Genomic DNA, 24,195 nt, shown 5'->3' with positions numbered 1-24,195 from the left:
CCTTAAAAAGGAGTGCAAATGTAGAAATTTGTATTATAAATTTCCAAATCTAATCTTGAATTTATTTTCTATTAAAAGTTAATCGATCTCCATTCGCACCTTCATTGAATGTACCATTGGCATAAGCCATATGTCCAGACACAAAAGTATGAGTGATTTTACTTCGGAATGATTGACCTTCGAATGGGCTCCACCCACATTTAGAAAGCACATTGTTTTTCTCTACTCGCCAGAGATCTGCCGTGTCTACTAGTACCAAGTCTGCATAATAGCCTTCTCTAATATAACCTCTGTCTTTGACTTCGAATAAAATGGCAGGGTTGTGACACATTTTTTCCACTACGCGTTCGATTGAAATTTTTCCATTGAGGTAGTGCTCAAGCATAGCAGGTAGGGCATGCTGTACCAGCGGCCCTCCCGATGGGCAGTTCAAGTAGTCGTTATTTTTTTCTTGGGCAGTGTGTGGTGCATGATCGGTAGCAATCACATCTATTTTGTCGTCCAACATGGCCTGAAAGATGGTGTCTCTATCGAAAGCAGTTTTTACCGCAGGGTTCCATTTGATCAGGCCGCCTTTGGTGAGGTAGTCTTCGTCTGAAAACCACATGTGATGGATGCAGGCTTCGGAAGTTACCAGTTTGTCTTTGAGGGGGATAGCATTGTCGAATAGCTCCGTTTCTTTTCCTGTAGAGATGTGCAAGACGTGAAATTTGGTGTTGTTGGCTTTGGCCAAGGCTACGGCTTTCGAAGACGATAGGTAGCAAGCTTCTTCACTTCGAATCAACGGGTGAGCTGTGAATGGAATCTTGCCTTCGTAGCGTTCTTTGAATAGTGTGGTGTTTCTTCGGATGGTTCCTTCGTCTTCACAATGTGCAGCTATAATCATTTCTGCTCTAGAAAATAATTCAGTTAGTGTTTTCTCGTCGTCTACCAGCATATTGCCTGTAGATGATCCCATAAACACTTTGATGCCGCAGACATTTTGGCGATTGGTTTTCATTACTTCATCAATATTGTCGTTGGATGCCCCCATGAAAAATGAATAGTTGGCTAACGAAGATTGAGCAGCGATATCGTATTTGTCTTGAAGCAATTCTTGGGTTAGCGTATTAGGTACAGTATTGGGCATTTCCATGAATGAAGTGATACCTCCAGCTACTGCAGCTCTGCTTTCTGTGAAAATGTCTGCCTTATGTGTTAGGCCTGGTTCTCTGAAGTGTACTTGGTCATCTATGAGGCCTGGAAGCAAAAACTTGCCGTTAGCATCTACTATTTCTGCCGTACTGTGAGAGAGGTCATAGCCTATTTTTTCAATGCGTTGATCTTTGATTAGTACGTCATGCGCGAGCATGGTGCCTTCGTTTACAATTTTGGCGTTTTTGATGAGTGTGTACTTGGCCATCGTAGGATTTGATTAAGTAAAAATCTGATTTGTGCAATTGTCGCAAGGATTCGCTTGAAACTTGATAAATTGCAATACAAAATTAATTGGCTCCGGCATCTAATTGCTATCCATGGCGAATAACATCAAAAATTTCTCAGATTTTAAGTTTAATAAACAGGTGCTCAGTGCAATTACTGACGCTGGCTATCTCTCACCTACTCCTATACAGCAGAAGGCTATTCCACTCGTGCTGGCAGGCCACGATGTGATGGGCATAGCCCAGACTGGTACGGGTAAGACGGCCGCTTTTGTATTGCCCTTGCTAATGAAACTGAAATATGCACAAGGTAACGATCCACGAGCGCTGATATTGGCACCTACTAGAGAGTTGGCTATTCAGATCAATGAGAATATTAAGAAATACACGACTTATGTAGATTTGAGATATACTGCAGTATACGGAGGTACGGGTATGAAAGTCCAAGAAGAAAAACTGAAGGAGGGTGTAGATATACTGGTGGCGACGCCAGGTAGACTGATGGATTTGTATCGTAAGGGGGCTTTTGGTACTAAGCAAATTAAAACACTGGTGATTGATGAAGCAGATAAAATGATGGACATGGGGTTTATGCCACAGATTCGTCAGTTACTTGAGGTTATCCCTGTCAAACGCCAGAATCTCTTGTTTTCGGCAACGATGTCTGCTATTGTAGAAAATCTTTCTGCTGAGTTTTTAGAGTTTCCCGAAAAGGTCGAAGTGACTCCGCAGTCCTCTACCGTAGATACGATTGCACAGTCCTTGTATTTTGTGCCTAATTTTAAGACGAAGATCAACATGCTTGGTTATCTCTTGGAGCAAGAGGAAATGAGTAGAATCATCATTTTTGTAAAGACGAAGGCGAATGCGGACAATATTTACAAGTATATCGAGCGCAAAGTGACTAAATCTGTGAAAGTAATCCATGGGAATAAGGCGCAGAATACCAGGCTCAATTCCATCGATGCCTTTAAAAATGGCGAAATAAAAGTGTTGGTAGCTACAGATGTGGCTGCACGTGGTTTGGATGTAAGTATGGTGTCTCATGTGATTAATTTTGATGTGCCTCTGATTTATGAGGATTATGTACATCGGATAGGTCGCACGGGACGGGCTGAGCAAACAGGTATAGCGATCACATTTGCCAATCAAGCGGAGGCTTATCATATCAAGCAGATAGAGAAGTTAATTGATAAAAAAATTAAAGAGCTATCCATCCCTGTAGAAGTAGAAGTAGAAAAGACGCCATTTATTGAGCAACAAGAACAATTAAGGGAAATAGATTATCGTAAAAAGAAACTAGATCCAGATTACAAAGGCGCTTTTCATGATAAAAAAGGAAAGAATATCAAGGTTACAAAAAAGAGGAGATAAGTTGTTTTTTTCATTCGTCTATGAAATTGAGAGATTCGTCGAAAAAATATTTTGATTCATAGAATATAATTTACCAGAAAAAAGAAAGCAGTTATAATTGCTACAGAAAGATGGATTATAAAGTCTTTCTTTCCATAGCTGGTTGAAAAGATCTTGTGGGGAATAGGTACAAAGGTACCTAATCCCACAAGTATCGATTCCTCTCCCTTCAATTTCAGCTTCCTCACAATACATTTCTCTATCAATAAAGTATCATTTTAAGGCAATACGTTCGTATTTTTTTGGTGAATTCAGATTAGCTTTGCGCAAATTTTCAAAGGGAAAATTATTTGTTTGAAAAGCTGTAAACCCCGAATCCAAAATGATAGCAAATCTTAACGAACGCACCCATTTTCAGCATAGACACAATGGGCCATCCAATGATGATATTTCACAGATGTTGGACACCGTTGGTGTTGATACTGTAGATGAATTGATCGATCAAACAGTACCTGAAAATATCAGAAAGAGAGAAGCGCTCAATATTCCAGAAGCATTGGATGAGTTTAGTTATGTAAGATCCATCAAGGAGATTGCGTCAAAGAACAAAGTTTTCAAATCATTTATAGGGTTAGGGTATTACAACTGTGTAACACCAGCAGTAATTCAAAGAAATATATTGGAAAATCCAGGGTGGTATACTGCTTATACTCCCTATCAAGCCGAAATAGCACAAGGACGATTAGAAGCACTCGTGAACTTTCAAACGATGGTTTCGGATCTGACGGGTATGGAGATCGCCAATGCGTCGTTGCTCGACGAAGCAACTGCAGCAGCAGAAGCCATGACCATGCTGTTTGCGTTAAGAAAAAAAGAGAAGAAAACATCTGTAAAGTATTTTGTAGATGAACGTATTTTTCCCCAAACACTTGATGTGTTGAAAACCAGAGCACTGCCATTAGGTATTGAGTTGGAAATTGGTAAATATGAGGAAGTAGATATCTCATCTTCAGAATACTATGGACTGATGGTGCAGTATCCGAATGCTGAAGGTAGTGTAGAGGATTACCGGACATTGTTTGCTACAGCACAGGACAATCAAGTATTTATTACAGTAGCTACGGATCTGATGAGTATGGTGCTGTTGACTCCTCCTGGAGAAATGGGTGCGGACGTAGTCGTGGGTACTACCCAGCGTTTTGGTGTTCCGATGGGTTTTGGTGGGCCACATGCAGGATTCTTCGCTACCAAAGACGAATTTAAAAGGCAAATACCAGGTAGAATTATTGGTGTGTCACAAGATAGCCATGGCAACAAAGCTTATCGTATGGCGTTGCAAACTCGTGAACAGCATATCAGAAGAGAAAAAGCGACATCTAATATTTGTACAGCGCAGGTGTTGCTGGGTGTGATTGCTGGTGCTTATGCCGTCTATCATGGCCCTAAAGGTTTGAAAAGAATTGCATCTAGAATTCATGGATTGGCGCAATTGGCTAGTAAGTATCTAACCGAAATAGGCTTTGTGCAGGAAAATGAAGTGTATTTTGATACTTTAAAAATAAAAGCTGACGATGCGCTCAAGCAGCAAATAAGAGAAGAATCGGAAGCAAAAGGAATAAATTTCAATTATTACGCAGAAGACGCTATAGGCATTGCTTTCGACGAAACACATACGGTGACCGAATTGGAAGAAGTGGTAGCTATTTTTAGTAAAATTGGAGCAAAGACCATTGATCGTTCGGCTGTGATCGAAGCGGCTAACCAGGTGAAAATCACATTCAATGGAGATTTTGATCGTACTTCAAAATTCCTAGAACACCCAGTATACCAAAAGTATCAGTCTGAGCATGAAATGCTCAGATACTTAAAGAGGTTAGAAAACAAAGATTTGTCGCTGGCACATTCGATGATTTCATTGGGATCATGTACTATGAAGCTGAATGCAACTTCGGAAATGATTCCAATCACTTGGCCTGAATTTGCACAAATGCACCCTTTTGCGCCTGTAGATCAAACGGATGGATATAGAGTGATGATATCTAATCTTACTGAGTGGTTGTCAGAAATCACAGGATTCTATACTACTTCTTTGCAACCCAACTCAGGTGCGCAAGGAGAGTATGCAGGATTGTTGGTGATCAAAGCCTATTTGGAAGACAAAGGTGAAGGTCACAGAGATGTAACTTTGATCCCTTCGTCGGCTCATGGTACTAACCCTGCCAGTGCAGTAATGGCTGGCAACAAGGTGGTGATAGTGAAATGCGATGAAAAAGGAAACATCGACGTAGCGGACTTAAAAGCCAAAGCAGAACAATATAAAGATACCTTGTCTTCACTAATGATTACTTACCCATCTACGCATGGTGTATTTGAGGAGAGTGTGATCGAAATATGTGAAATCATACACGAACATGGCGGACAAGTGTATATGGATGGGGCTAACATGAATGCACAGGTGGGACTAACTAGCCCTGGGCATATAGGAGCAGATGTTTGTCATCTTAATTTGCATAAGACATTTGCTATTCCTCATGGAGGTGGAGGGCCAGGTATTGGGCCAATTGGTGTGGCAAAGCACTTAGCTCCGTATTTGCCTGGAAGCCCGTTGGTGGATATAAATAATGGTAAGGCTATTACAGCCATCTCTGCAGCTCCTTTTGGCAGCGCAGGGGTGTTGCCGATCTCATATGGTTATATCGCCATGATGGGTGCAGATGGTTTGCTCAACGCCACTAAAATGGCAATCCTAAATGCCAATTATATCAAAACTAGACTAGAAACTAAGTTTCCCATATTATATACAGGAATAAATGGACGTTGTGCTCACGAGATGATTGTGGATTGTCGTGCATTCAAGGCGTTTGGTATAGAGGTAGAAGATATTGCTAAACGATTGATGGATTATGGATTCCATGCGCCTACTGTGTCATTTCCTGTAGCAGGTACACTTATGATCGAGCCTACGGAAAGTGAAACAAAGGAAGAGCTGGACCGATTCTGTGATGCGTTGTTGCAAATCCGAGAAGAAGTGGAAGCGGTAGCTAGTGGCAACATGGATCCAGTAGATAACGTATTGAAAAATGCGCCACATACAGCAGATTCTGTATTGGTGGATGACTGGAATCATGGTTACTCTAGATCAGAGGCCGTTTATCCTTTAGACTATTTGAGAGCCAATAAATTTTGGCCATCTGTAGGTAGAGTAGACAATGCTTATGGCGATAGAAACTTGTTTTGCAGCTGTATTCCAGTAGAAGAATTTGAAGAAGTGGTAGAAGCTTAAAGTGCTTGGGCAACTGGCATTTAAGTTATATCATTAAAAGATTAAGTCACTTCCTTGCTTGGCAAGGTTTTGGCTTAATCTTTCTAAAATGAGCCGATGAAAAAACCTTTACTTCTCTTTAGCGCCTTAGTTATAATTAGCTATTCTATGCTTGTGGCACAGGAAGCTGTTATTCCTACCGAAGAGAAGTCAGCATTGACATTTTCCCGCCCAGAAGAAAACACTCTGAATTATAATAACAAGTTGGTGGTCAAGCCACTAGATTACGAGCTGTCTGTGGTGGATGATCATTCTTTTAAAGTGAAATTTATCAACCAACCCTCAGACTATTTGGATATTAAAATCTACGATGTCATTGGGAATCTGATTCTCAAAGAGAGTGTAAAACAATCCAAAAACTCAGAGTTGGAATATCAGTTTGATGAAATTAAGTCTAAGATTTTTGTGATCAAAGTCAAATCAGGAAAAGAGAACCTGACCAAAAAGATCAATCTTTAATCCTTTTAGCGCCTCCCTGAGTATTCATTACTTGCTTTTTCAGTCTATTTTTTTGATTATATTGTGTCCGATATTGATACAGTCTTTTGTTCATTATGGAGCGGTTTTTAAAAATGAATGGCTGCTAATATGTGTTTTAAATAGCGCCAAGAGACTTTTGTGTGTTTGGCACATATTCTGAATAAGGGAAATTCATAAAAGATAAAAACCGTGGACAAAGAACTAGGAAATATACTAATCATAGACGACGATGAGGATGTGCTGTTTGCAGCTAAGATGCTGCTGAAAAAACATGCCAAAAATGTTATTATCGAAAAGAATCCCAAGAAGATTCCTTTCTTGATGAATAACGATACCTACGATGTGATTTTGTTGGATATGAATTTCAGTAAGGACATTACGAGTGGTAAAGAGGGGTTCTACTGGTTGGAGCAAATATTGGAGAGAGACCCGAAAGCCGTTGTAATTCTCATTACCGCATTTGGTGACGTGGAAATGGCCGTGCGAGCATTGAAAGAAGGAGCTACCGACTTTGTGTTGAAACCTTGGCAAAATGAAAAACTCTTGGCTACGCTAAACACTGCAGTGAAGCTGAAAAAATCGTACAAGGAAGTCGATCAGCTTAAATCTGCTAAAAAGCAACTCGAAGAAGAAATTAACCAACCTTTCAAAGAAATAATTGGCGAAAGCAAAGCCATCAAAGATGTTTTTAAAGTAATAGAAAAAGTAGCACAAACCGATGCGAATGTATTGATACTTGGAGAAAATGGAACAGGGAAGGAGTTGATCTCACGTGCAATTCATATGCAATCCTTGCGAAGAGACAACGTATTTGTAGGCGTGGATATGGGGGCGATTACAGAGACGCTTTTCGAAAGCGAGTTGTTTGGGCATAAGAGGGGGGCTTTTACTGATGCAAAAGAAGATCGTACTGGCCGATTCGAAGTAGCCAATAAAGGCACCTTGTTTCTTGATGAAATTGGAAACCTAAGCATGCCCTTGCAGTCGAAGCTACTTACCGTCATTCAGAATCGTCAGGTGACTAAGATAGGTGCCAATAAGGCGGCTAATATAGACATCAGACTGATTTGTGCTACCAACATGCCGATCTATGATATGGTGGAGGACAATGCCTTTAGACAGGATTTATTGTATCGAATCAATACCGTGGAAATTCGCCTTCCAGCTTTGCGAGAGCGGTTGGAAGATATTCCTTTGCTGGCAGAACATTTCGTAAAAACGTATAGTTCGAAATACAGAAAGAGTGGAAAGAAAATAGGTGCAGCAGCTTTGAAAAAGCTTCAAAAATACCACTGGCCAGGCAATATTCGTGAGCTGCAGCATGCTATAGAACGAGCAGTCATTATGAGCGATGAGACTTCGCTGACGCCAGATGATTTCTTCTTTTTGAATTACAAACCAGAAGGACAATCGGCGGATCAGACAGATATTTTTAATCTGGATGAAGTCGAAAAGAATGTGATCAAAAAAGCCATAGATAGACACGAAGGAAACATATCAAAAGCAGCCAAAGAATTGGGACTTACTCGTGCTTCACTTTATCGCCGATTAGAAAAGCATGGCTTATAGTAGCAACTTCAAAGTTAACCTGATTGTACGGGTACTCTTGATTTTTTGTACCTGTATCATATTGGTCGATTTGTTTTATTCAGGTTCGTATACGTTGACCAAAGTATTGGTAAGTGGGCTATTGGCGTACGAGATCTATGTGCTGATCAAGTATCTGGATAAGACCAATCGTGAGTTGGCTGGGTTTCTGGATTCTATCAAATATGATGACTTCACCCACACCTATACGACTAAAAAAACAGGAACGTCGATGGACGACCTCTATCTGCAATTTAATCAGGTGATCAAAAAATTTCGTGAAATAAGGGCAGAGAAAGAGGCGCAGCATCAGTACTTGCGTACGATTGTGCAGCATGTAGGTATTGGCATTATTACATTTGATAAAACAGGTGAAATTCAGATCATCAACGCTACGGCCAAGTCGTTGCTAGGGATAGATTTGATCAAAAATGTGAAGCAGCTCAAAAACGTGAGTCATGAATTGGTGAATAGTTTGTTAGAACTGAAAACGGGCGGACGTGATTTGCTGAAAATAGAGAAAAAAGGAGAGGAGATTCAGTTGGCTATTTATGCTATTGAGTTGATGCGGAGAGATGAAGAGTTTAAGCTGATTTCGATACAAAACATCAAGAGCGAACTAGAAGAGAAAGAGATGGATGCCTGGCAAAATTTGATTCGTGTATTGACACACGAAATCATGAATTCGGTCACACCTATTTCGTCGCTCGCGGCAACCATAGAGTCGGAGCTGGAGTCACAGATCAATCGTGAAGATTTTAAGGTGGAGAATATCTCCAAAGAGGATTTGGCGGATTTTCACATGGCGCTGCATACCATACACAAGCGGAGTGAAGGACTCATCAAATTTGTAAGTGATTTCAGAAACTTGACTCGGATTCCTATACCCCAGTTGGAAGATGTTTTGATTTGTGATTTGATCAGGCCGATATTGAGTTTGCTGCGGTTTGATATCGAACAAAATGACATCAAGATCAATTTGAATGTGGAGCCAGAACAATTGATTATCAGGGTGGATAAAGAACAGGTAGAGCAAGTATTGATCAATCTGCTTAAAAATGCCATTCAAGCCATGGGCGAAAACGAAGAGATGAACAAACTTAAGGAAATAACGATCTGCGCAGCTATAGCCAGCGATGACCGAGTAGTAGTCAAAATTGCCGACAATGGAACAGGTATAGATGAAGAGGCTCTTAAGAAGGTTTTTATTCCTTTTTTCACAACTAAAAAAACAGGATCAGGGATAGGCTTGAGTCTATCCAAACAAATTATGCGAAAGCATAATGGCAACATCTCGGTACATTCTGTAGTGAATGAAGGTACGGAGTTTATGCTCTCTTTTCCCCGATAGAATAATTTCCTGCTTATTCCGTACAGGAAGCCTGTCACCTAATTATATTAGTGGTGAGAATACCCTGTCATGGCCATCATTAGCAAAAAGAAAATTCCTTTTACGATTAGCCAAAAGCTAAAAACATACTTGAAAAAGTATAAGCGGACTATTGCTGTACCTGTGGAGTATGAGTCGCTCTTGCGCTATGACAATTCTATTCCGCTGTATGATAACGAAGGCGTTGATACGCTTTGGGAGACCGTGTTTTATGCACAGTCAGATATGAATACCATACATCACGACCTGAAACAGATCTATTCAGAAATTAAAGCAGACGGAGATATCAGTGTGATGGATCACTTGATGGTAGATCGAGTAGATATTTGCCAATATGGTAATACCAAGCCTTTTAGAGTCAGGATCGTCAATCGGATCAATGACAACTTTGATTATTTCTATATCAAAAATGCAGATGCTTCTAGAATTTACGGCTTAGAGTTGGAGCATTTGCTTTCGCCAAATAGGATAAACTACGTGGTGCATAAAAACACTTTGATAGAAGAACACATTGCAGGAATCCCTGGCGATCAATTTATTAAATTTCACCTCAAGGATAAAAATCTGAACGAAACTCGATTGGCCAAAGAGTTCGTCAAATTCAACGAACGGTGTTTTGTGAGACTCCTCGGGGATATGCATTCGAGTAACTTTGTTGTGAATATTATCCCTGATTTTGAGCAAATTTCCTATAGACTCAAAGCCATAGATTTTGATCAACAATCGTATGAGGGGAGAAAAAATATTTATCTACCTCAGTATTTTAAGCAAAACAATGCACTGATCAATATGGGTTTAAAGTATATGACGCCAGAGTCCGTGAGACAGTATCAGAAGGAGGAAAGGTCGCTTATAGCTAATCGCCTGAGAGTAGCTAGGTATCGAGTAGCAGATCTATTGAATGCGATGATAGATGATACAATTTCTTTTCCTAGACATGTGGCCTCATTGAAGGCAGATTTAGCCGATTTTTATCATGAGCCTAAGTTTTTGAAATGTAAGAATATGGGAGAAATAGTAAAAATGAGCCTTTGGATGGTTTTCAAAAAAACAGACATGTATAATGGTTGATTTATTTATGAAAAATATAATATACGTTCTTTTATGTGGTGTTTTAGCATCTTGTGGTGCTAAAAAAACTGAGCTAGTAGCTATGGAAATGGAAGTGTCTGAGGATATCAATCATCCTGCTGATGGTTTCAATTTTGAAGCTTCTGATCCAGAGGCCATCATCATTGCTGATAAAGTAATGACTGCGATGGGTGGACGAAAAGCTTGGGACGAAACCAGATATCTTTCTTGGAACTTCTTTGGTAAGCGATCACTATTGTGGGATAAGTTTACTGGCGATGTAAGAATTGAGATTCCAGACAAAAATCAAATTTTGTTGGTCAATATCAATAGTATGAATGGCAAAGCCCAAATAGAAGGGGAGGAAATCTCAGCCCCGGATTCTTTGGCAGGCTATTTGAAGAAGGCCAAGAGCATTTGGATCAATGATTCTTACTGGCTGGTGATGCCTTATAAGTTGAAAGACTCTGGCGTGGCATTATACTACATTGGCAATGACACCACAGCGCTTGGTCAAGAGTCGTATGTATTACAGATGGCCTTCGATAATGTGGGAGATACACCAGACAATATCTACCATATTTGGGTAGATGAGGAAAGTAATTTGATAACTCAATGGGCATTTTTCAGAAAATCGAGTCACCCCAATCCAGATTTTATTACCCCTTGGGAGGATTACCAAAAATATGGAAACATCCTGTTGTCTGGTGGGCGTGGAGGTGCGAGACAACTAACGGAAATAAAAATACTGAGTGATGTGCCAGATAAGGCCTTTACTTCGTTTGAACCTGTGAACTATAATGACTAAAAAATTATTTAAAATGATTGCATTAAAAAAACTATCCCTAATTGGACTAATGCTGTGTTTGACCCTGACTGTATGGGCAGAGGACGGTATATTTATTTTGTCGAAAACAAAAACACTCGACAATGGAAAGGTAGCGACCTCGGAGATTTATCTCACGGCTGATAAGATGTTAGTAAAAAACTCAGGAGCAGATAATAGCTCTATTATATTTAATAGCACAACAGAGGTATTCACTTTTGTCGATAATAATAAGAAGGAATATTATCAATTTGATAAAGCTACATTGCAACAGCTACAAGAGCAGATCAAAATGATGGCTAAAATGATGAAGCAGTTTGCCGCTAATATACCAGCAGAACAAAAGGAAAAGTTTGATAAAATACTGAATCCGCAGACTGGTGATTTGTTGAGCTACAAAGCGAATGGTAAAAATGATAAAATAGGCACTTGGAAAACGGTGGGGTATGACGGTATGAATGGCGAACAAAAAGCACTTCAAATGAATATTGCTTCATTTGATGGACTCGGGGTGAAGTCAGACGACTTTGCTGTGATGAAGAAAATGATGAGCTACTTCAAAGAAAACTTACAAGAGGTAGTTGCTTTATTGCCTACAGGTGGGTCTATGGCTCAGCTTAATTTTGACGATAGTAGCCCAGTTTTGAAAGATGGTATTCCAGTGAAAACTATTTCATACGAAGGTGGCTCGCCTGAAAATGAAAATCTGGTAGAGGTTTTGGAGAAAAAATCAATTGCGGCAGATCAGTTTAAAGTACCTGCTGGATACAAAGAGAAAGAAATCAACATGCAGAGCATGGGGCGATAAGCCCGAAATAGAAAGATCTAAAGCAAAGCAGCTCATAGCAATATGAGCTGCTTTTTTGTTTTTTTATTAGAAATAAAACCGAGACACAAAACTAAATCCGTTCAATTGAACACGTTGGTTGGTGTCTTCTATTGGGGTTTGCCCTCGGTAGGTCTCTATTCCTATGGTAAAGTTATCAGAGCCCGTGTAAGCCACTTTTATGCTAAAGGTGGAGGTGAGGCTGCCTTGCGTAGAAAATGCATTAGTGAGAGTGTTGGCATAGCCACCTACGATCAGGCTTACAGGTATTTTGAGTAAGTGATCAAGGTTGAATGAAATATTAGAACCAATGTAGTATTGAAATTTTGGGTTGTCTCTTTTTAGGGTTTCACCATAGACTAATTGCCCATCAAAATTGAAACCGAAACTGGGACTGAAGGCATGTAAAAGAACGATGCCGCCACCTCCATTGAGAGCAGGTACGTCTTTGGTGATACTGGCATATTTTTTTCCTACAATTAGGTCGTTTAGATACTCTTGGATGTCTACAATGCTAGACTGGGTATTGGTCAGTTTTACATAGCCAGATAGAGCTGTTTTTTCTGTTTTCAAGGCTTTAAAAACAATGCCAGGTTCTACTGTAAGAATGGTGTTTACTCCACTTACATATAAGCTTTCTACACTATTGCCCAGGCGGGCAGCGTAGTCGATATTCACAAAAAATGAAATCCAGTCTTTGACGCGTTGCTGATAGCCACCCTTGAGTTCTACGAATAGTATTTCTCCACTCAAGTTTAATCGTGTAGTGTCTCCTACAGGCACTCCTTGTGTTGTAAAAAGGCCTGATTCTCCCATTCCTAATTCTAAGAAAAAGTTGGTTGTGATGAAGGGAGACTTCATGGATTCGAAATTGACGTATTTGTGACTATTCAGGCTTGGTGCCTTGGTCGTTTGCTCGGTTTGCGCTTGAGCGTAGCCAATAGTAGTAAATACACAGACGAATAGGAGAGTGAATGTGCTTTTCATTGTTTTTTGGCTGATTTGAGAGGGAGATACCAGGTTAGTCTACTTTCACCAGTGGTGGTCTTTACTCTGGGTACACTAGCCACATCTAGCTGATAGCCGCTAGATACATTGAGTAGTCCTTGGGTGTACATGAGGTCGAAAGCAAATTTTTGTTTTAATAGATTGAACCTGTAGCCAAATCCAAAAATGGCAGATACATTGATGTCTCGGATGTGTTGACCGATTTCTATTTTGCTATCGATTTCTAAATCGGTGAGCTTGGAGCTAAAGCTCCAAGCAGATTCTATACCTGCCATGAATTGCCACCTTTCATTGTTAGAAATGACCTTGAGTAGTACAGGGAGTGCGATATATTGCAGTTTGATATCGGAAATATCTTTGTATCTCGGGGCAGTGGGGGATAGGCCTAAATTGACCTGCACTTCATAGAGGGGGTTGGATTTGTAGGTTGTTCCAGCAATGGTTTTGTACCCTGGTATGATTGTGATATATACGTCGGATGCCACAGGGATGTCTATAACGACACCAGTGGTTATCGTGCTTTTGATGCTAAATCTAAGATCAGTTAGTTTAGACACATCGTCTCCTTCAAATTTATTGGTTACAGAGCCTACATATATGCCAAAATTGGTTTGTCCGTGAGCAAAGCTGCTCATGAAAACAGCAGCTAGGACGAATACACATATTTTAAATATCCGATGAATCATGGCCGCAAATATACTTATCTAGGAGATAGAGGAGCATGGATTTGAAATTGGAAAGACAAAATATTGTCATTGCCATTCTTATTGCCCCATATGGCTAGGTTGTCTAAGTGATCAGTAATAGGATTGATGAATCCGACCTGAATACCTAGAGCAAAATCATTGGGGAGGTAGTATTTAGCACCGAGTTGAGTCGGTAGTTGTATCACTATGTTGCGATAGCTTTCCCCGACCGGTCGCGTATCTGGGAGGTCAGAGAGTCTGTTGTCTTCCTCATTTCTAGGGTCAAATCTGAAAAGCCCTATACCCTGAGAAAGGTAAACTTTGATTTTTTCTTTATTGATAAAGTTGAATTGCGCTTCATAATTGAGCCCAATAAAAGTGCTTTTGAAGAAAGTGTTTGGGGTGGCAGGTACGCCAGAGTCGTCTGTTGTGGCATAGTCTAGTTCTTGTCCGGTCACCGAGCCAATTGAGATTTTTACATTTCCATTTAGCTTTTTGTTATTGTTGAATTTGAGCCCAGCGGTGAATAGTAAGGAACTTCCTGCATAGGCTTTCCCTAAGTCTCCGCTGTAGGAGGCGGGTCCAATGCCTAAATGTATTTCCTTTGTTTTTTGTTTGAGTGAATCTTGAGCGAAAGCCTTTTGATTGTCAAATACACAGAGGAGTATCAGAATAAAGGGAATGAGGTTTTTCATGTCAAAAAAATAACCACGCCATTTGGAATAGCGTGGTTACTAAAGTAAATATTGTATTTCGAATTAAATAATTACAAATCACTCAAGTCGAAAGTTTCCATAAAGGAAGTGGTGAATTGACCTGATTTGAATATTTCATCGTCCATTAATTTGATATGAAAAGGGATTGTAGTTTTTATCCCTTCGATTACAAATTCGCTCAGTGCTCTTTTCATTCTCACCAAAGCCTCTTCTCTAGTCTGAGCCGACACGATTAGTTTGGCGATCATCGAATCATAGTTTGGAGGAATGGTGTAGCCAGCATATACATGACTATCCACTCGTACACCATGGCCACCTGGCATATGTAGATGCGTGATTTTGCCTGGAGAAGGACGGAAATCCTTCGAAGGATCTTCTGCATTGATTCTACATTCTATGGCGTGCAACTGAGGGAAGTAGTTCTTGCCAGAAATCTTGATGCCAGCTGCTACTTTGATTTGCTCTTTGATCAAATCAAAATCAGTGACCTCTTCCGTGATCGGGTGTTCTACTTGGATACGAGTATTCATTTCCATGAAATAGAAGTCGCCGTGCTTGTCTAGCAAAAACTCTACTGTACCTGCACCTTCGTATTTGATGGCTTCGGCACCTTTGATGGCAGCTTCTCCCATTTTCTTACGAAGTTTATCGTTCATGACCGTTGCAGGACATGGTGTTTCTTCTGTCAGTTTTTGATGTCTTCTTTGGATAGAGCAGTCTCTTTCGGACAAATGACAGGCTTTGCCTGTGCTGTCGCCTACAATCTGAATTTCCACATGACGTGGATCTTCGATGTATTTCTCCAAATACATGCCATCGTTTCCGAAAGCAGCTTTAGATTCCTGACGAGCATCATCCCATGCTTTTTGGAACCCACTCTCTTCTTTTACGATTCTCATACCTCGTCCACCACCGCCGGCAGTTGCCTTTAGGATTACGGGGTACTTTATTTTTTTCGCTATTTTCTTGCCTTCTTCTACAGATGACAAGAGTCCTTCAGAACCAGGGATGGTAGGTACACCAGCTTTTTTCATGGTGTCCTTGGCGCTAGCCTTGTCTCCCATTTGGTTAATCATTTCTGCGCTGGCACCGATAAACTTGATGTTGTACTCTTCACAGATTTGAGAGAACTCGGCATTTTCTGACAGAAATCCGAACCCTGGATGAATGGCATCTGCATTGGTGATCTCAGCAGCCGAGATAATGGCTTTCATGTTGAGATAAGAGTCCTTGCTCGGGGCAGGGCCAATGCAAACGGCCTCATCGGCAAATTTCACATGCAAACTTTCTTTGTCTGCGGTGGAGTATACGGCCACAGTACTGATGCCCATCTCTCGACAAGTACGGATTACCCGAAGGGCAATCTCACCTCTATTGGCTATTAATATTTTTTTAAACACGTGTTAGTCTTTAATTTCTAAAACTCAATTAAGACGGGTCAACCAAGAACAATGGCTGATCGTATTCTACTGGCTGAGAATCATCCACCAATACTTTTACGATGGTGCCTGATACTTCAGATTCGATTTCGTTGAAGAGTTTCATGGCTTCTATGATACACACGGTTCCGCCAGCTGAAACTTTGTCGCCTACATTGACAAATGCTGGAGACTCTGGGTTAGCTGATCTGTAGAATGTACCGATCATTGGTGATTTGATCTCTATATAATTTCCTGCTGGAGCGGCATCTGCGACTGGTGCCGAAGGCGCTGCTGGGGCAGGCGCTGCGACTGGAGCAGGTGCGGCTGCTACAGGAGCTGCAACTGGTGCTGGTGCAGAAGCGACTACTCGCTCTACTACTTGTGCTTCGTTGCTTCGTTTGATTTTGATCTTAAACTCGTCGGTTTCTATATTAACTTCTTCTAGTCCTGAACTTGACAAGAAGTCTATCAAATCTCTGATTTCTTTTACCTTCATCTGCTAAGTATTTATTCGTTGTTAAACTGATTTGACGCTTGCATTACAAACTCCAAATCAAATCAATTAGTTAGTGATGTTTATGAGAATAAATGATCTCATAAAATGTTTTAATGGTCAAAATTAAAGAGAAACGTTTGATATAAAAATTACACGTTCTCCATAAAAAAAGAGTAAGAATTACTTCTTTACTCTTTCTACATAGTTTCCTGTTTTACTTTCTACTTTTACCACGTCTCCCTGGTTTACAAAAAGAGGTACCTGTATAGTGGCGCCAGTTTCTGTGGTGGCAGGTTTTGAAGCGTTGGTAGCGGTGTCTCCTTTGAGCCCAGGCTCAGTGTAAGTGATTTCCATGGTGACATGGTTGGGCAATTCGCAGCCTAGAATCATCTCTTGCTCAGCGTGGAAAATAACCTCCACTTGCTCGCCATCTTTTAGGAATTGAGGTGCGTCAATGAGCTCCTCTTCCATGTTGATTTGCTCGTAAGTATCATTGTCCATGAAGTTGTACCCCATGTCGTCTTTGTAGAGAAACTGAAAGTTTCGTCTTTCAATTCGAGCAGTAGTTACTTTATGTCCTGACGTGAAAGTGTTGTCTATTACTTTTCCCGTTTTAACATTTTTCAATTTGGTTCTTACGAAAGCAGGTCCTTTGCCTGGTTTTACGTGCTGAAATTCGATGATGAAGTACAATCCATGATTGTACTCGATACACATCCCATTTTTAAAGTCAGCGGTTGAAGCCATTTGTTTATTTTTTTAACGTTGTCTTATTTAGAATCGTAGGCCCATTTTAAATAGATGGAGCCCCAGGTGAATCCGCCGCCAAAAGCAGCAAGGATCAAGTTGTCACCTTTTTTCAATTGTTTTTCGTAGTCCCAGAGGCAAAGCGGTAGTGTGCCACTAGTTGTATTGCCATATTTTTCAATATTCAGCATTACTTTGTTTTCATCTACTTCCATTCTACGGGCAGTAGCATCTATAATTCTTTTATTGGCTTGGTGCGGCACGAGCCATGTGATATCGTCGCCAGTGAGGTTGTTTTTTTCCATGATTTCGGCTGCTACATCTGCCATATTGGTTACGGCAAATTTGAAAACGGCCGAACCTTCTTGCATGGCGTAGTGTTTGTCGGCCTGCACGGTTTCTACAGTAGCTGGCATGCGGCTACCTCCACCTGGCATTTGCAGGTATTGGGCGCCTGATCCATCGGCTTTTAGGATGGAGTCCATTACGCCAAATTCTTCTGTAGTAGGCTCTAGCAGTACTGCTCCACCACCATCACCAAAGATGATACAGGTTGTTCTATCCTTGTAGTTGATGATAGACGACATTTTGTCGGCACCTATGACCAATACTTTTTTGTATTTGCCTGTTTCAATAAACTGAGAGCCAGTAGTGAGTGCGTATAAGAACCCAGAGCAAGCCGCAGACATGTCGTAGCTGAATGAGTTTGTCGCTCCGATGGCATCTGCGATGAGATTGGCAGTAGCCGGGAAGGGCATGTCTGGAGTTACGGTAGCGCAGATGATTAGGTCTACCTCTTTGGGGTCAGTGCCAGTCTTTTCTAGTAGAGCCTTGCAAGACTCTATACCTATTACTGATGTGCCCTGGTGCTCTCCTTTGAGTATTCTTCTTTCTTTGATGCCTGTTCGGGAGGTGATCCACTCATCGCTGGTCTCTACCATGCCTTCCAATTCCTGATTGGTCAATACATAATCAGGGACATAGCCATGAACACCCGTTATTGCTGCTCTTATTTTAGTCATTTGAAATGTTTATTCTTTTGAACTGGTCTTGTTGATTGGCGTAAAGCCAAAAAACGTTGGCAATTTAATGAAATAATTGGCTTTTGATAGCCAGAAATGCACATCAAAATAGTATGCATGCATAACTCATATAAACACAGAAAGTCTGCTTTAGAAGCAGACTCTGTATATTTTATAAAAGCTCAAAAGAAATATTAAGCTAATACTTCTTTTTCAATCACTACTTTGCCTTTGTAGTACAATTTGCCTTCGTGCCAGTAAGCTCTGTGCGGCAAGTGTGCTTCACCAGTGGTAGCGCAAACTACATAGTTTTTAGCTTCTGCTTTGTAATGCGTTCTTCTCTTGTCCCTTCTCTGTTTGGAGATTTTACGCTTAGGATGTGCCATCGTTCTTCTATTTTAATTCTTTAAATCCTTAATATTTTTGAGTGCTGCCCACCTAGGGTCTATTGCATCATCATCTTCTTTTTCGTCGGCCTCTGCATTTTCAGATGTGTATACCAACGCTACTTCGTTCTCATCGTCGTCTTCTTCGTCTTGAAAGTCAGGGTGAATTCTTTTCATTGGGACAGCTATCGTGAGGTATTCGTAGATGTTAGATTCTACATTTATACTCTCTTGCGTATTAGAAATAACCAAAAGGTCATCTCTGCTATCGTCCAATTCTTCACCGTATTTCACGATTAAGTTTTCTTCGATGTCTATTGGGTAGTCAAATGGCTCAAGACTTCTGTCACAAATCAATTCGATTACCCCTTCGATTTTAAAATTCATTGAAATCAGCGTTTCCTTTTTATCTAGGGTCACGGAGCATTTTCCATGGCCAGATTCAATCACACTGTCTTCAATATTTTCAAAGAGCTTTCTATCAAACTCAAAATCGAATTCGTGAATCCCCAATTTGAGGCCGTATATGTCGATTCTGTATTGTCTGTTTTCTTTCATTTTTCCTTAGATAGGAAATGAGTGCGCAAATTTAGATTAATATTATTAATAATTAAAATCTTATCTGGAAATTTGAAAGGAAATACGAAGTGATTAGAGATGTCAAATAATATAAAAGAAAAATTGGAGCTTTTTGCTCAGCGGTTTCAAACTGATTTAGTAGATGAAATCAATCAAAAGGCTGATTTGAAGCAGTTTAAGGCAGGAAAGGTCTTGATTGATTTTGGGACTTATCTCAAAAGTATTCCTTTGGTTCTGTCTGGAACGATTAAGGTGATTCGTGAAGATCAAAAAGGAAATGAGCTCTTTTTGTACTTTTTAGGTGGAGGAGACACGTGTGCCATGAGTCTGACTTGCTGTATGAGTCACAAAAAAAGTGAAATCAAGGCTGTGGTAGAAGAAGATGCAGAGGTAATCATGATTCCAATGCAGTATATGGATGAGTGGATGAAATATTCGACATGGCGGCAGTTTATTTTTGGGTCGTACAATGAACGCTTTGAAGAAATACTCAATGCGGTAGACGCTTTGGCATTTATGAAATTGGACGAGCGCCTGATGAACTATCTGTTGGATTGTAAACAAAGTGCTGGAGATTTTTCGGTTCGAAAGACTCATCAGCAAATTGCCCAAGATCTCAATACTTCGCGGGTAGTGGTCTCTCGACTACTGAAAAAACTAGAGCAGGAGGGACAGATCGAATTACATCGTAATAAGATCGAAATATTGTGAGTGTAACAATGGTTACGCACGGTGCAAATCGAATCGATTACATTTGCCATTAATAATCTGATGATGTAAATGAATAACCTATTTCCTCTCCTGAATGTATTCAAATCCTATTCCAAGGCTTGGCTTAAGCAAGATTTGTTTGCCGGGTTGGTTGTAGGAGTGATGTTGATTCCACAAGGCATGGCCTATGCCATGATAGCGGGACTGCCGCCTATATATGGATTGTACACGGCGATCGTGCCTACTATCGTGTATGCGATTATGGGTACTTCTCGTCATGTGTCTGTAGGGCCTGTGGCGATGGACTCATTGATTCTGATTGCGGGAGCGAGTGCATTTGCAGCGATTGGTACGGATGAGTACCTAGTGGTCACGGTAGCGATGACTTTGATTGTTGGGCTATTGCAGCTTAGTATGGGTTTTTTGAGATTGGGCTTCATTGCCAATTTTCTTTCTAAGCCTGTTATTCTTGGGTTTACATTCGCTGCAGCAGTGATTATTTCTATCAAACAATTCAAGTATTTATTGGGGATTACCCCTGTGGGTGTAGATGGACTTTTTGATGAGTTTGTTTACTATGTTACTCATTTACACTTCACACATATGCCCACTATGCTGATGGCTATTGGCAGTTTGGTTCTCTTGATTGGAGGAAAAAAACTCCTGCCTAAGTGGCCGAGTAGTTTGCTTGTGGTGGTGGTGGGTATGGGATTGTCTTATATACTAGGTATGGAGCAGATGGGTGTGAGCTTGGTGGGGCAGTTGCCTGGAGGCTTGCCGGATTTTTCTGTGCCTGTATTGGAGGGATTGCCATGGGCTAGATTTTTGCCACTTGCGCTCACGCTGTCTTTGATGGGGTTTGTGGAGATCTATTCTATCGGACAGCGACTCCAGTCTAAACACAAGGCAGAGTACGAAATTCATGCAAACAAAGAATTGGTTGGTTTGGGGATGGCCAATATCATCGGGTCTTTTTTTAGAACTTTTCCTGCTACGGCTAGTTTTAGCCGGTCGGCAGTCAACGAATCCGCTGGAGCCAAAACGGGACTGGCGTCGATTTTTGCCTCCTTGATCGTGGTGCTAGCGCTGTTGTTTTTTATGCCTGTTTTTCAATACCTACCGCATGCCGTACTCGGGGCTATTATTTTTCTAGCTGTGCTAGGCTTGATTGATTTTAAGATAGCAAAGAGTCTGTGGATTACTGATCGATATGATTTTGTGATGCTAATGGCTTCGTTTCTTGGTACGTTGGTTTTTGGAATAGAGTGGGGTATTGGGTTTGGAATTTTGATTTCCTTGTTGGTATTGGTATACAAAACCTCCAAACCGCACATGGCGGAGTTAGGTCGGGTAGGAGATAGTACATACTTTAGAAATCTAAAGCGATTTGAGTCTGCCGTGGATGATCCTCATATAGGCATACTTCGGTTTGATGCCCGTTTGTTTTTTGCTAATGTAGGCTCGTTGAAATCCAAAGTTGAAATGATGGTAAAGCAAAAGCCTACCATGAAAAAATTTGTGCTTGATGCGCAAAGCATGATAGATGCTGATTCGAGTGGTATAGAAGGGTTGGAGGATATTATTCGTCACCTCCATGATCACCAGATCGAATTTCATATGGTGAGTATCATAGGCCCTGTGAGGGATAAGTTTTTCAAGACAGGTTTGTCAGAAAAAATAGGGTTGGATCATATCCATGATTGTATCGCGGATGCCATTTTGATTGATGATGCTAAAACCAAGCTGAGCTATCAAACCAATGTGAAGTAAGCGGCTCTTTTGGAATGAGATTTGATTCAAATGAGGAATCATTTATCTTTCATTTAAAATCATACTCATGAAAAATATAGGTGTTTTATTAATCATTATACTCGTGGCATTAGGCACCGTGCAAGCGCAGTCTAAGGCAGAAAAAAGACAGGCTAAAAAGGAAGCAAAAGCCCAAGCTTTCGTAGCATTGAAGACGTTTTTTGCGCAAGGGGATTTTAAATTTGTAGCTGAGTGGGCGACTACTCAAAAGGGGCGAAGAATAAACCTCCAATCTAACCCTAATTCGTTCATAAAAACAGGTGATCAAGCTACTGCGCAATTGCCATACTTCGGTGTGGCTCAGGTGGCTCCTATGGGTGGAGATGTTGGTATCAATATCGAAGATGCCACATTGTCTAATGAAGAAATCGAATACAACGAAAAGAAATTCAGACTCCTTTATTCATTTGATACCAAGTCATCAAATGGCGAACTTCTCAGTTGTAAAATGACGATTCAGGCGAATAAAACTGCGATACTCATGGTCATGAGCTCTCAGCGAAACAACATCACCTACGAAGGAACCATTACAGAAATAGAGTCGTCTAAAGAGTAATATGTATTTGCGTGGATAAGGTATTATAAGTTGATTATATAGCTTTAATAAGTCATATATCAATACTGTTTTGGATTATTCTAATATCTCTTGAATTCTCATCGAAAATATCTGACCATTCATCGATTCGATGGGAATTAACGCACGAATTTATGCTGATTTGTATCAGGTAGCCAGCAAGACATTTTGAGAATATGGATACCGCTCAAAGCATAACCACACGATGAAAACCTTAATCACCTTAATTGTACTCATCTACACCGTAGCCCCACCTGCTGATGCGCAGTTTTATACGGGTAAGTTTAGAAGCGAACCCCAGTTGCAGGACTTTGATCAATTTATTGTTGTTCAGCATCCGCATCATGTCAAGTATGGAGGAGCGGTGAGTGTGGAGGCTTTTGATAAAGCTGGCGACTTGTGGCAGAGCAAAGCTGTGCCGCTAGAAGCCGCTGATACTGATCGCCTGATTAGACATGCAGACAATAGTCTGAATGTCCAGTCTGCCTATGACTTGAAGGTTACATTGGGTCAAGAGATTTGGGAATTTTATCTGCTTGGGTATGAAAATGAACAACAAGAAGTCAGTTTTATAGTAGTTGAAAAAGATATGGAGAACCATATCAGTGACCAAGAATATGTAGAAGTAAATACTTTTACCTGGGATCAGGTTACTGCAAAAAGATAATAGCTGGTTTAGTGAATCCGAGCTTCGTGTTTGACGGCACACTTGCAAGTAATTGCAATGAAGCAAATTTGATTGACCTTGTGGAATGACTGCAAGGTCGATTTTTTTAAAAGGAGTCAATTTTTCAACCAAGTAATCAATGCCTCGTTGTCTACAATACTCCAAGCATGCGGGTGCTTGCGGTTGTCTGGCTTTCGAAATCCCTTGTTTTGTGTGGTGATCAATGTTGCCTGTGAGTTGCCTAGTCGGTTGAGTTCGTTGATTATGCACGAAGCATCTAATGCATTCATACCACTGTAGTCGTTGCCTCGCTCTGAAATCCACCAATGCACATCTGGTTCAGTATATATCCTTAGCGCAGTATGGATCAAGGGTTTGATATTGGACTGGCTAGTGTCTGAGTAGGAGTAGGGAGAGATTCGATGATAGTTTGTGAGAGCAGTTTCAGGAGGCCCACCAAAAGCGACTTCTATCCGTTGGGTGATGTATAGGTCTTCTTTATTTGCTTCACCGTCTTTTGATAATCTTATTCTTCGTTTTGCTGATTGGTAGAAGCGTTCGAAATCTAGTGGTGGGTCGATGGCAAAGACTTTTATTGGCTGAGGTGTAGTTGCCTGTTGGGTGGCTTGTTCTGCATACTTAATCGCTGCACTACCACCTATCGAAAACCCTCCAATGCTCAGTGGAGTTGATTTTATATTATATTTTAATGTGGCGTGTTCGATGATTCTTTGTAGAGATTTTTGGCTTTGCTCGTCTACGCCTAGTGACAAAACACCATCGGCTAAAACAGGTATGATGGTTAGAATGCCATTTTTTACAGTCAGTAGGGGGAGGTCTGTTTGTAGTATTACACGTTCAGGAGTTTCTCCAAATCCAGGAATTAGGACGAGTACTTGTTCTATGGTCGTGTTAGACTCATAGAATACTTCATAATAATTGGCTGTATGGTCAGTAGCGTCTAGGTAATATCTCTCTTTGGTTTGAGCAAGTGTGTATGCACATTGACTAAGTGTAAATAATAAAAGAAAGGCAGACCTCATGGTTGTGCTTTAAAAAACAAACCCTTCAAGCATGACTGCTGGAAGGGTTTGGAA

The 24,195-nt window shown here is 40.7% G+C and carries 23 protein-coding genes; 12 read left to right on the top strand and 11 right to left on the bottom strand.

Annotated features, from left to right (window positions below; all coding sequences use genetic code 11):
- Positions 1-61: 61 nt before the first annotated feature.
- Positions 62-1,402, bottom strand: a complete 1,341-nt coding sequence (locus N7E81_RS00690; RefSeq protein WP_263051358.1) for a dihydroorotase — start codon at positions 1,400-1,402, stop codon at positions 62-64.
- A gap of 112 nt (positions 1,403-1,514) precedes the next feature.
- Between N7E81_RS00690 and N7E81_RS00685 the strand changes: the two genes are divergently transcribed.
- From N7E81_RS00685 to N7E81_RS00650, 8 genes are all read left to right on the top strand, one after another.
- Positions 1,515-2,795 (top strand): DEAD/DEAH box helicase, encoded by a 1,281-nt coding sequence (locus N7E81_RS00685; RefSeq protein ID WP_263051357.1) that lies wholly within the window; start codon positions 1,515-1,517, stop codon positions 2,793-2,795.
- A 361-nt stretch (positions 2,796-3,156) separates the two neighbouring features.
- Positions 3,157-6,057: an aminomethyl-transferring glycine dehydrogenase gene (gcvP, locus tag N7E81_RS00680; RefSeq protein ID WP_263051356.1), complete on the top strand. Its 2,901-nt coding sequence runs from the start codon at positions 3,157-3,159 to the stop codon at positions 6,055-6,057.
- A gap of 96 nt (positions 6,058-6,153) precedes the next feature.
- On the top strand, positions 6,154-6,555 hold the full coding sequence (locus N7E81_RS00675) for a T9SS type A sorting domain-containing protein (RefSeq protein ID WP_263051355.1): 402 nt from the start codon (positions 6,154-6,156) through the stop codon (positions 6,553-6,555).
- Between the two features lie 210 nt (positions 6,556-6,765).
- Entirely contained in the window at positions 6,766-8,145 is a 1,380-nt protein-coding gene (locus N7E81_RS00670) for a sigma-54-dependent transcriptional regulator (protein WP_263051354.1), read from the top strand.
- Entirely contained in the window at positions 8,135-9,514 is a 1,380-nt protein-coding gene (locus tag N7E81_RS00665) for a sensor histidine kinase (RefSeq protein WP_263051353.1), read from the top strand. The genes N7E81_RS00670 and N7E81_RS00665 overlap by 11 nt, the downstream gene beginning before the upstream one ends.
- A gap of 69 nt (positions 9,515-9,583) precedes the next feature.
- Entirely contained in the window at positions 9,584-10,624 is a 1,041-nt protein-coding gene (locus N7E81_RS00660; protein WP_263051352.1) for a hypothetical protein, read from the top strand.
- A 7-nt stretch (positions 10,625-10,631) separates the two neighbouring features.
- Positions 10,632-11,432 (top strand): hypothetical protein, encoded by an 801-nt coding sequence (locus N7E81_RS00655; protein ID WP_263051351.1) that lies wholly within the window; start codon positions 10,632-10,634, stop codon positions 11,430-11,432.
- Between the two features lie 13 nt (positions 11,433-11,445).
- On the top strand, positions 11,446-12,258 hold the full coding sequence (locus tag N7E81_RS00650; RefSeq protein WP_263051350.1) for a DUF4412 domain-containing protein: 813 nt from the start codon (positions 11,446-11,448) through the stop codon (positions 12,256-12,258).
- 66 nt (positions 12,259-12,324) lie between these two features.
- Here N7E81_RS00650 and N7E81_RS00645 read toward each other — a convergent pair whose 3' ends face one another.
- From N7E81_RS00645 to N7E81_RS00605, 9 genes are all read right to left on the bottom strand, one after another.
- Complete coding sequence (locus tag N7E81_RS00645) at positions 12,325-13,263, bottom strand: hypothetical protein (RefSeq protein WP_263051349.1); 939 nt, start codon at positions 13,261-13,263, stop codon at positions 12,325-12,327.
- Complete coding sequence (locus N7E81_RS00640) at positions 13,260-13,919, bottom strand: PorT family protein (RefSeq protein WP_263051348.1); 660 nt, start codon at positions 13,917-13,919, stop codon at positions 13,260-13,262. The genes N7E81_RS00645 and N7E81_RS00640 overlap by 4 nt, the downstream gene beginning before the upstream one ends.
- Positions 13,920-13,984: 65 nt before the next feature.
- Complete coding sequence (locus N7E81_RS00635; protein ID WP_263051347.1) at positions 13,985-14,665, bottom strand: DUF6089 family protein; 681 nt, start codon at positions 14,663-14,665, stop codon at positions 13,985-13,987.
- Positions 14,666-14,736: 71 nt separating this feature from the next.
- On the bottom strand, positions 14,737-16,086 hold the full coding sequence (gene accC, locus N7E81_RS00630) for an acetyl-CoA carboxylase biotin carboxylase subunit (RefSeq protein ID WP_263051346.1): 1,350 nt from the start codon (positions 16,084-16,086) through the stop codon (positions 14,737-14,739).
- A 28-nt stretch (positions 16,087-16,114) separates the two neighbouring features.
- Positions 16,115-16,603, bottom strand: a complete 489-nt coding sequence (accB, locus tag N7E81_RS00625; protein ID WP_263051345.1) for an acetyl-CoA carboxylase biotin carboxyl carrier protein — start codon at positions 16,601-16,603, stop codon at positions 16,115-16,117.
- A gap of 180 nt (positions 16,604-16,783) precedes the next feature.
- On the bottom strand, positions 16,784-17,350 hold the full coding sequence (gene efp, locus N7E81_RS00620; protein WP_263051344.1) for an elongation factor P: 567 nt from the start codon (positions 17,348-17,350) through the stop codon (positions 16,784-16,786).
- Positions 17,351-17,373: 23 nt separating this feature from the next.
- Positions 17,374-18,372, bottom strand: coding sequence for a beta-ketoacyl-ACP synthase III (locus tag N7E81_RS00615; RefSeq protein ID WP_263051343.1), 999 nt, complete (start codon positions 18,370-18,372; stop codon positions 17,374-17,376).
- Positions 18,373-18,566: 194 nt separating this feature from the next.
- The gene (gene rpmF, locus N7E81_RS00610; protein ID WP_263051342.1) at positions 18,567-18,758 is read right to left on the bottom strand and encodes a 50S ribosomal protein L32; all 192 of its coding nucleotides are present in this window, start codon (positions 18,756-18,758) and stop codon (positions 18,567-18,569) included.
- 12 nt (positions 18,759-18,770) lie between these two features.
- The gene (locus N7E81_RS00605; protein ID WP_263051341.1) at positions 18,771-19,316 is read right to left on the bottom strand and encodes a YceD family protein; all 546 of its coding nucleotides are present in this window, start codon (positions 19,314-19,316) and stop codon (positions 18,771-18,773) included.
- A 99-nt stretch (positions 19,317-19,415) separates the two neighbouring features.
- Here N7E81_RS00605 and N7E81_RS00600 point away from each other — a divergent pair, with 99 nt between their 5' ends.
- From N7E81_RS00600 to N7E81_RS00585, 4 genes are all read left to right on the top strand, one after another.
- Positions 19,416-20,048: a Crp/Fnr family transcriptional regulator gene (locus N7E81_RS00600; protein ID WP_263051340.1), complete on the top strand. Its 633-nt coding sequence runs from the start codon at positions 19,416-19,418 to the stop codon at positions 20,046-20,048.
- 69 nt (positions 20,049-20,117) lie between these two features.
- Positions 20,118-21,818, top strand: coding sequence for a SulP family inorganic anion transporter (locus tag N7E81_RS00595; RefSeq protein ID WP_263051339.1), 1,701 nt, complete (start codon positions 20,118-20,120; stop codon positions 21,816-21,818).
- Positions 21,819-21,885: 67 nt separating this feature from the next.
- Entirely contained in the window at positions 21,886-22,413 is a 528-nt protein-coding gene (locus N7E81_RS00590) for a DUF4251 domain-containing protein (RefSeq protein WP_263051338.1), read from the top strand.
- Positions 22,414-22,636: 223 nt separating this feature from the next.
- Positions 22,637-23,098, top strand: a complete 462-nt coding sequence (locus N7E81_RS00585; RefSeq protein ID WP_263051337.1) for a hypothetical protein — start codon at positions 22,637-22,639, stop codon at positions 23,096-23,098.
- A gap of 116 nt (positions 23,099-23,214) precedes the next feature.
- On the opposite strand, the gene N7E81_RS00580 is transcribed toward N7E81_RS00585, so the two are convergent.
- Positions 23,215-24,141 carry an alpha/beta hydrolase gene (locus N7E81_RS00580; RefSeq protein ID WP_263051336.1) on the bottom strand — a complete coding sequence of 309 codons (927 nt, stop codon included), beginning with the start codon at positions 24,139-24,141 and terminating at the stop codon, positions 23,215-23,217.
- Between the last annotated feature and the right edge of the window lie 54 nt (positions 24,142-24,195).

The sequence above is a fragment of the Reichenbachiella carrageenanivorans genome (assembly GCF_025639805.1).
GTDB classification, from domain to species: Bacteria; Bacteroidota; Bacteroidia; order Cytophagales; family Cyclobacteriaceae; genus Reichenbachiella; species Reichenbachiella carrageenanivorans.
This window is presented reverse-complemented; position numbering and strand designations above follow the sequence as displayed.